At 33.9% G+C, this 8,262-nt stretch carries 10 protein-coding genes; 1 reads left to right on the top strand and 9 read right to left on the bottom strand.

All coding sequences use genetic code 11. The annotated features are described in order from the left end of the window. Positions 1 to 155: 155 nt before the first annotated feature. Positions 156 to 485: a hypothetical protein gene (locus GXX20_09150; protein ID HHW31820.1), complete on the bottom strand. Its 330-nt coding sequence runs from the start codon at positions 483 to 485 to the stop codon at positions 156 to 158. Between the two features lie 396 nt (positions 486 to 881). Here GXX20_09150 and GXX20_09145 point away from each other — a divergent pair, with 396 nt between their 5' ends. Then, positions 882 to 1,154: a hypothetical protein gene (locus GXX20_09145; protein HHW31819.1), complete on the top strand. Its 273-nt coding sequence runs from the start codon at positions 882 to 884 to the stop codon at positions 1,152 to 1,154. A 103-nt stretch (positions 1,155 to 1,257) separates the two neighbouring features. Here GXX20_09145 and secF read toward each other — a convergent pair whose 3' ends face one another. From secF to yajC, 8 genes are all read right to left on the bottom strand, one after another. Continuing rightward, entirely contained in the window at positions 1,258 to 2,217 is a 960-nt protein-coding gene (secF, locus tag GXX20_09140) for a protein translocase subunit SecF (GenBank protein HHW31818.1), read from the bottom strand. Then, the gene (gene secD, locus GXX20_09135; protein HHW31817.1) at positions 2,218 to 3,522 is read right to left on the bottom strand and encodes a protein translocase subunit SecD; all 1,305 of its coding nucleotides are present in this window, start codon (positions 3,520 to 3,522) and stop codon (positions 2,218 to 2,220) included. 145 nt (positions 3,523 to 3,667) lie between these two features. Continuing rightward, on the bottom strand, positions 3,668 to 4,348 hold the full coding sequence (locus GXX20_09130) for an HD domain-containing protein (protein HHW31816.1): 681 nt from the start codon (positions 4,346 to 4,348) through the stop codon (positions 3,668 to 3,670). A 106-nt stretch (positions 4,349 to 4,454) separates the two neighbouring features. Then, positions 4,455 to 5,813, bottom strand: coding sequence for a thioether cross-link-forming SCIFF peptide maturase (scfB, locus tag GXX20_09125; GenBank protein HHW31815.1), 1,359 nt, complete (start codon positions 5,811 to 5,813; stop codon positions 4,455 to 4,457). 111 nt (positions 5,814 to 5,924) lie between these two features. Next, a complete protein-coding gene (gene scfA / locus GXX20_09120; GenBank protein ID HHW31814.1) occupies positions 5,925 to 6,062 on the bottom strand; it encodes a six-cysteine peptide SCIFF in 138 nt (45 codons plus the stop codon). 94 nt (positions 6,063 to 6,156) lie between these two features. Beyond that, complete coding sequence (locus GXX20_09115) at positions 6,157 to 6,981, bottom strand: hypothetical protein (GenBank protein HHW31813.1); 825 nt, start codon at positions 6,979 to 6,981, stop codon at positions 6,157 to 6,159. A gap of 241 nt (positions 6,982 to 7,222) precedes the next feature. Beyond that, positions 7,223 to 7,633 (bottom strand): TIGR04086 family membrane protein, encoded by a 411-nt coding sequence (locus GXX20_09110; protein HHW31812.1) that lies wholly within the window; start codon positions 7,631 to 7,633, stop codon positions 7,223 to 7,225. A 195-nt stretch (positions 7,634 to 7,828) separates the two neighbouring features. After that, a complete protein-coding gene (gene yajC, locus GXX20_09105; protein ID HHW31811.1) occupies positions 7,829 to 8,131 on the bottom strand; it encodes a preprotein translocase subunit YajC in 303 nt (100 codons plus the stop codon). Between the last annotated feature and the right edge of the window lie 131 nt (positions 8,132 to 8,262).

Here is an 8,262-nt window from a genome sequence, read left to right as displayed (position 1 = left end):
CCACCTGCTGGTTTTTCAAGGGCAAAGTTACAGGCTAACACATTCAACCATGAAATCCCAGTAATGGGTATGGGGTGCTCGGAAAATTAAGTTCCGCACTGCTCGAATTTATACTTGCCAAAAACATCTCGGGGACTAAATTTTCCTGTTTTCTTTTATAATGCACCTAACAGATCATCTAATATGGGGAGCATACTCATTGGAGTTACAGTATTATATATAAGTTTCTTCAATACTTCAAGGGCTTGATCCCGACAGTTGGTCAGATTTTTTATCAGCTTGTTTTCAATCATTGTTCCATTTACTATTTTAACTATTTCTACTCCATACTGTTTGTCAATTTCCAGATTATATGATTCAATCTCATCCGGCTCAAATTCGTCGCTCTCTGTTAAATAGTATTCCAGTTCCATCAGATCCTTTTCTTTGTTGTTTTCGCCATCAAAAAACACAATCACTTTTTTCTCTAAGTATTTACTCATCATTTTGATTCTCCCCTTCCCTAGATTAATACTTTTTCTCTATGTTGCAATTTATATGTTTATGTAAATTATAAATTATTGCCTGAAATATTAATATTGAAAGTCATCGTGAGAATCTTTGCCAATTATTATATTTTTGATATTAACTCTCAAATATAATGTAGGCTAATGTTGTATGTTGTCTAATATAAGATATTTATGTATATATTTAAATAAAAGATTTAGATGAAAAAAATATCTCTTAATAGAAATTTGGCATACTTTTACATTGAAAGTCATAATTAGTTTATGTTAACATATACTATAACTCTGCGTCAGAAACAGATATTAAGCTAATGGGTTTAATATTATAATATATATTTCCTAAAAAATGATATGTAAAGGGGGGGTAAGGAAATAATGCTGTTGAAAATATCAAAAAATCTAAAAAAGATATATTCTGCTTTCCTTAAAGTAGATGCTATCCCTAAAAAGATAATAAAATATGGTTTATGGATATTTTTAGCTATATTTGCTCTCGGAACTCTTCTGATGCTTTATAATAGAGTAGTACTTAGATATGATCCATACTATGAATTTATCTCTACTGAAGTAATTGTAACAAGTTTTATGATTCTGGCTGAATTTATTATTGGGGGTCTTATATTCGACTATATCTCAAAAAGGACATAAAAAAACACCTGATTTTCAGGTGTTTTTTATGTCAGGTATTTCTTATATCTGGCAAGTTTATGTGTCTAACAATAATTATACCATATTTTTTCCCTTACAATTTTTATACCTTAGCAGTCTTGGAAGATAATTTTTTGCCCTTTTTGCGCTCTTCCCACATAACCCATACGGGTCCTACGAGGCACAATGATGAGAATGTTCCGCTTATAAGGCCTATTATTAACGGGAATGTAAAATCAGTCAGGGATTGTATATTATTTATCGCTGCAAAAATGTATACACATACTACAGCAATAAATGTTGTAATTGTTGTATTGATAGACCTTGCAAAAGTCTGATTAATACTTGTATTAACAAGTTCTTTCAGTGATGCTTTCCTCATAAGTCCCGTGTTTTCTCTTATTCTGTCATAAATAATAATTGTAGCGTTTATTGAATAACCTAATATAGTGAGTATTGCGGCAATAAAAGACTCATTAACCGGTATTCTGAATAAAATATAAACGGTGAACATTACAAATGCATCATGAACCAATGCCAAAACTGCTATTACTGCTGATGAGAGACCGGACATTACACTGAAACGCTTCCATACATAAAGCACTATCAATATAGATGCGAGAATAGCTGCCTTTACACCATTTCCAAGCAATTCTGCGCCAATAAACGGCTGAACATTCTGGACATTCATTTCAGCGTCAGTCTCTACATTATATTTTTCATGCAGAATATCTATAACCTTATTTAATTCTTCCGTAGTCAAGGTATCAGCTTTTGAAACCTTAAGGGTAAGCATATTAACTTTATCTTCATCTTCTTTTGCGGTTATAGTCTCAAGCTTATTGGCAACAATATTTTTGCCCAGGGCTTCAGAAATGACAGTTTGAATTTCATCGCTGTTAAAATCTTCATCAGGCATTTGTATTTGTATAATGGTTCCTCCCTGGAACTGTATGTCCAGTTGTATACCGTTTATAATAAAACCAATTATGCCGGCCAATAATACTATTAAAGATATTGTAAAGCTTATTTTTCTTTTTCCAACTATATCAAAATTAATCATTTAGGCGGCACCTCCTTTTACACCGTATAACTTATGGTTCTTAAATGCTTTGACGCCAGCTAATGCCCTTAGCATTGTCTTTGTAGCTGTTATAGCTGTAATAAAGCTTAGTGCCACACCTATTGCAAGTGTTACAGCAAATCCTCTAATCGGACCTGTTCCTAACCAGTATAATACAATTGCAGTAATCAGGGTTGTAACGTTTGAATCCAGAATTGCTGCAAATGCTCTCTTAAAGCCAAGATCAACTGACAAACCGAGTGTTTTGCCGTTTCTCAGCTCTTCTTTAATTCTTTCAAAGATAATAACATTAGCATCAACGCCCATACCAATTGAAAGTATTATACCTGCAATACCCGGAAGGGTAAGAGATACTTTCAAAACAGTAATGGCAAGAAGCTGCATCACTATAAGTCCAAAAAGTGCAATAGATGCCACAATACCCGGCAGTCTGTAATACACTATCATAAACAGGCAAATTAAAATAAAAGCTATAATTCCAGCATTAATTGTTACATTCAAGGCGCCCTCACCTAATAAAGGTGTAATTGAACTCAAATGCCTTGGAACCAATTTAAAGGGTAAAGCACCTGCTCTAATTGTATCCGCAAGCTCTCCCGCTTCCTTTGCATCTCTCTGTCCAGTAATTATAGCTTGTCCGTTAGGTATCATTTCATTAACTACTGGAGCAACAATTAGATTATCATCCATAAAGATTGCTATTCTCTTACCAACCAATCTGCCTGTTGCTTCTGCAAATCTTTCGGCACCTTCATCATTAAGTTCAAGAGCAACCACAACCTCACCGGTTTGAGGATTGGATTGCACATTTGCATCTTTAACATGTTTACCTTCTATTACTATGCGTCCAGTGGGCAATGGTAATCCTGTTTTTTCATCAACCTGTGCCTCATCTACTTCCTGGAAAGTCAGCAAAGCTGTAGCTCCAAGTTCATCTATGGCTTTTTGAGGGTTCAGGTCAGTTTCACCAGGTTTATACGGAATTTCTACAACAATTCTACCATATTCACTTTCGATAGCAACATTCCTGTCATAGATTCCCTTATTATCAAGTCTTTTCTCTATTACAGTCCTCGCCGCCTGTAATTGTTCATCGGTAGGTTTACTTCCATCTTGAATATCGGGGTATAATACAGTATATATGCCACCTTTAATATCAATACCCAATCTCATTTCTTCTATGCTAGGTATACCCAGAGCCGGAGCTCCGAAGGAAACCAGATAGGTTAAAATTCCAAATATAATTATAACTGCAGCAAATTTAACCCAGTTGTTTCCGTTCATTTGTTAAATTCCCCCTTCTGTTCTTGTCCACATGTGGTTATTATATATCTACGGGCAATTTGAGTCAATACTGCAAAAAAAATAGCAGTGTTGCTATTTTTAGGCCTGACTGCAAAGTTAATCCTTTTACTAAAGCAACTTTTTATTAAAGTAACCTTGTATCATTTATAATCAGCTGAAAACTTAAACCTAAGAATTCAGCAGCTCTTCTGTTCATACTCATTCTATCCAAAAAAATTTCAAAATAATCCATGACAGGACATATTTTTGTATCAATAAGAAGATTAAGCAATGCAATTTTATTTTCCTTTTGTATGCTGATAATTGAGCTTTTAACAGCATAATTAACTCTGTCATGAATATCAAATGTAGAAATATCCCTATTCCTGACCCTGCTTCTATGCACATCTGATTTGTCTGCTAAAATCAAAGCTGCGGAAATATTGCTGACGGCAGTCCCTGATTTTTCATCGTGATTTCCAATTGCCATCATTATTTCTCCTGCTTCCTGATAGTCCATCCCCATCTTAGTAAGAATATTGTAAGCCATTATGGCGCCTGTATGGGCATGGTCTGCCCTGTTTACCGCATTTCCTATATCATGGAGATAACCAGCAATTTTGGCCAGCTCAACTTCTCTTTCGGGATATCCTAAATCCTTTAGAATATTTCCTGCATGCTTTGATACCAGGCCTACATGCCTGAAAGAATGCTCAGTATAACCTTTTATTTGCATCTGCTTATCTGCCAATATAAGAAAGTTTTTTACTTCCTCACTTTTTTTAACATCGCTTACTGTTATCAATTTTTCTCTCCCATCATGCATCTTATATCTCACTGCCATTTATAAAGCTTATTAATATTTTATTATTCTTATATATTATCCACTTTATATATATATCCTGTTTTTATATAAATCTCCATTTAAAACTTTATAACATTTCCTGAGTCTTAATCCAAATGGCACATTCAACACGCTTTCTTTCAAGTTCACAACCTATCTTATATGGAATATTTATATCTTTATTAAACTGATATGCATTTGCAGCACATCCACCGCTACAATAAAATTTTGCCCAGCATTTGCGGCATTCATCCTTAGTATAAATATTTGAATTAATAAACTGTGATTGAATCTCCAGGTTCAATCCCTTATCTTCCAGAGTTGCCACATTACCTATTTTAAAATCCTCCATACCTACAAATTGGTGACAGGGATAAAGGTCACCTTCAGGCGATACAGCCAGATATTCGAATCCTGAACCGCATCCGGTAAGTCTTTTTATTACACAAGGGCCCTGCTCCAAATCAATCATATAGTGGAAAAAATTAAAGCCTTTTCCCTCTTTTCTTCTATTTACATATTCTAAAGCTAATTTTTCATATTCCTTAAAAAGTATATCAAGGTCACTTTCTTTTATCTCATACCCAGACCCATCCTGAGCAACCACAGGTTCTACCGATATCTGCTTAAAACCCTCATTTGCAAGATGCATCACATCTTCTGAGAAATCAAGATTCTTATGGGTAAAAGTACCTCTTACATAATAGTTATCCTGATTTCTGGACTCAGCAATTTTCTTTATTTTTTCGATTATGCTGTCATATGTTCCCGAACCGTCTACTTTTATTCTCATTAAGTCATTAATTTCCTTTCTGCCATCAATGCTGAGTACCACATTATTCATATTTTTATTAATATAGTCTATATTTTCATCATTTAATAATAGGGCGTTTGTTGTAATGGTAAACCTGAATTTCTTATTATATTTCTTTTCTTTTTCCCTGGCGTAAGAAACTATTTCTTTAACTGTTTTCATATTAAGGAGCGGCTCACCGCCAAAAAAGTCTATTTCCAAATTCCTACGGGAACCAGAAGCATTAATAATAAAATCAATAGCTTTCTTACCAATCTCGGGATCCATTAAAGCTCTTTTTATTCCAAAATCTCCAGTTGAAGCAAAACAGTATTTACACCTCATGTTGCAATCATGGGCAACATGCAGGCACAAAGCTTTTACAACGGGTTTTCTGTTCATTAACGGAACATTTTGCTCATAGATATCATCAGTAAACAACAAACCTTGTTTTTCAAGCTCTTCAATTTCTTTCAAGGCCTCTTCAACAACTGAAAGATTATATACTGAAGAAAATCTCTTTTTTATATCATCAACATTTTCCTTTTTATAGTAATCTATAATATCATAGGCAGCCTGGTCAAATACATGGACTGCTCCGCTGTTTACATCCAACACAATATTTGTGTCATAAAGCTTATATTTGTGTATCATGATATCCTCCAAAAACTACTCCAAAAACTATTTAAAAAAGATCAAATAAGAAGACGGCCTCCTGTTAACACTCAAGTTAACGGGAAAACCGTCCTCTTGTTTCCCCTAATTTTATTTTTCACATTTTTGATTCGCAACAGTACAGGAAGTCTTGCATGCAGACTGGCAAGATGTCTGACATTCACCGCATCCACCGTTTTTCATACTTTCGATAAGTACTTTACTGTTAATAGTTTTTATATGTTTCATGTAACAGCCTCCCAAATAATTTTCTTATTATATTATAGCACAGATTATTATAGCATAGATACTTCCCTATTAAAACAGAATTAGGCATAATGGATCAGGGAAAAATATTATATTTTGAAAGTAATCCTTTCAAAAATTCTTTTTCTTCTTCGGTAATTCTCTCTTTTAAAATTTTTTTGGCCATCTCGATCTCTTCTGCAGTAATTCCATTTTTAGCCATACTTCTAAGTAAAGAAATATCTTCTGCTTTTAATCTCGAAGCAACAATCTGCAGCGCTTTTCCTTTATCCGACAATGAAACCTTATTCTCTAACTCCTTAACTCTTTCTTCGGTAATAGCAACTTCCTGCCGGCTTGTCCCCTGGATTTCCCTGTCAGGCTGATTATTGCTTCTTCCGGCAGAACCATTGGTATCTGGAGGTTTGGTGTCACTGGCATCCATGTTATTGGTGTTTGGAGTATTTGCTTCTGCAGTATTATCTTTTGGTTTATTTGTTACCGCAGTATTTTTCTCTGTTGCATCAACTTCCGCAGAAACTGTTGCTGAAGAATCAGCATTTTTTGTATGCTTATTATAATCATTACCTGCTGGGACTAATTTATCATCAGAATTAGCATCAGAACTATTCTTATTTTCTCCAATACCATAATTTATATCAGCAACATCAGAGGCCCCTTTGCTGGTTTCTTTATTTACCTCTTTATCTTTTGGCTCAGGCTGCTCAAAATCATTTAAATTATCCGATAATGAGGGCGTTTCCGATTCTTCTAATTTAAATTCCTTATAAAAATTTAAATCTCCAATTTGAGAAAGTATTAGTATATCAAAAGCCTTATTAACCAGATATATTCCAGCAAAATATAAAAGAGCAATTGATATAGCAACAAATGCCAGTATCTTTATGAGTCTTGCTTTCATTTAATATCCTCCACATAAAGCAGACTTTTCTCACTATCTGGTTTTTATTCTATCAATTGCCTTATCCTTTTTCAACTTATTTTTCACTTTTATCTATTTATTAAAAAAAAATGTCTATTTATCCGTAAATTTCATATTATTATAATTACACTTTTTAGCTTTCAACTAAAATTGCGCCCTATTATCTTGTAACCTATTATCTTGTAATCTATTATTTACTAAACTATCAGCTTCTAACCTACTATCTTCTGATATTTATTCCAATAATACCTCCGATTGAACCTGTCAGAATTCCAATGACCGTCATCGTCAGCACATGTTCATTTATTGAAAAATCTTTGAATACTATGCTGCTAAGCAGATAAAGAACAATCATATAAACTAACCCTACTAATCCCCCATTTAACCATCCATTGCTTTTCAGATTCCTGCTTGAAGAAGTTCCTGCAATTAAAATGCTGATTATTGTAGTTACAATTACACCCGGTAATATAAATTTGTCAGGAAAATTAGTGTAGGTAATCAATAAGGCCAATACAGTAAATATGGGAATAGTTATTATATAAGACAGAGCAACAGCCTTCACTATGGATAATAAGCTGATCTTGCTGGTCTGTGCCGACTTTGAGCTTATGCCTTTATTTCTTGACATAACGCACCTCCAAAATAACAAGTACTACTATAATCTTTATTTTAGAGGAACCAATATTAGAACAAAAAAGTGATTTTAAAATTATAATTTATAATTCTAAAATCACTCCTGCAAGCTATTTAGACTACTATCAAACTCGCTTCGATCGGGGATTCAGTTTATCATAATATTTAAGCTTCTTGATTGGCAAAATAATTATCCTTCAATGGGTTTGTCAACTTCTTTAATTCCCCATTTCTTAAAGAGTATTTTAGTTTTTTCCACACTTGTTTCTATTGTTACTTCATCGTCCTTAATATTCACAATACGGCCTGTAACGCCCCCAAGAGTAGTTACTTTGTCGCCTACTTTTAAAGAGTCTAACATTTCCCTGACCTTTTTATCCCTTTTTCTCTGAGGAATAATCAGGATAAAGTACATGGCAACAAACATCAATATTATTGGCAAAAAACTTATTAACCCTAATACGCCTTCTGGAGCAGCAGTTGTTGAATCCATATATAACCTCCTTGTACAATATAGTTAGTTTTTCGACGTGCTGAAAAATCAACTTTAAGCTCTTTGACAACCACATAGGAATTCTGATACCTTTTGTCTAAATTATTCTCGTAGTGGCAGGGGGCTTCGAT

The sequence above is a fragment of the Clostridiaceae bacterium genome (genome assembly GCA_012840395.1).
In the GTDB taxonomy this organism is placed as follows: domain Bacteria; phylum Bacillota; class Clostridia; order Acetivibrionales; family DULL01; genus DULL01.
Note: the sequence above shows the minus strand (reverse complement) of the source record. Positions and strands in the feature narration are given on the sequence as shown.

Bases quoted from the DNA above. Each gene is read 5' to 3' on its own strand.
- secF (HHW31818.1), bottom strand. From the start codon at position 2,217: ATGATTAATTTTGATATAGTTGGAAAAAGAAAAATAAGCTTTACAATA.
- GXX20_09110 (HHW31812.1), bottom strand. From the start codon at position 7,633: ATGTCAAGAAATAAAGGCATAAGCTCAAAGTCGGCACAGACCAGCAAG.
- secD (HHW31817.1), bottom strand. From the start codon at position 3,522: ATGAACGGAAACAACTGGGTTAAATTTGCTGCAGTTATAATTATATTT.
- GXX20_09150 (HHW31820.1), bottom strand. From the start codon at position 485: ATGATGAGTAAATACTTAGAGAAAAAAGTGATTGTGTTTTTTGATGGC.
- scfA (HHW31814.1), bottom strand. From the start codon at position 6,062: ATGAAACATATAAAAACTATTAACAGTAAAGTACTTATCGAAAGTATG.
- GXX20_09145 (HHW31819.1), top strand. From the start codon at position 882: ATGCTGTTGAAAATATCAAAAAATCTAAAAAAGATATATTCTGCTTTC.
- scfB (HHW31815.1), bottom strand. From the start codon at position 5,813: ATGATACACAAATATAAGCTTTATGACACAAATATTGTGTTGGATGTA.
- GXX20_09130 (HHW31816.1), bottom strand. From the start codon at position 4,348: ATGCATGATGGGAGAGAAAAATTGATAACAGTAAGCGATGTTAAAAAA.
- yajC (HHW31811.1), bottom strand. From the start codon at position 8,131: ATGGATTCAACAACTGCTGCTCCAGAAGGCGTATTAGGGTTAATAAGT.
- GXX20_09115 (HHW31813.1), bottom strand. From the start codon at position 6,981: ATGAAAGCAAGACTCATAAAGATACTGGCATTTGTTGCTATATCAATT.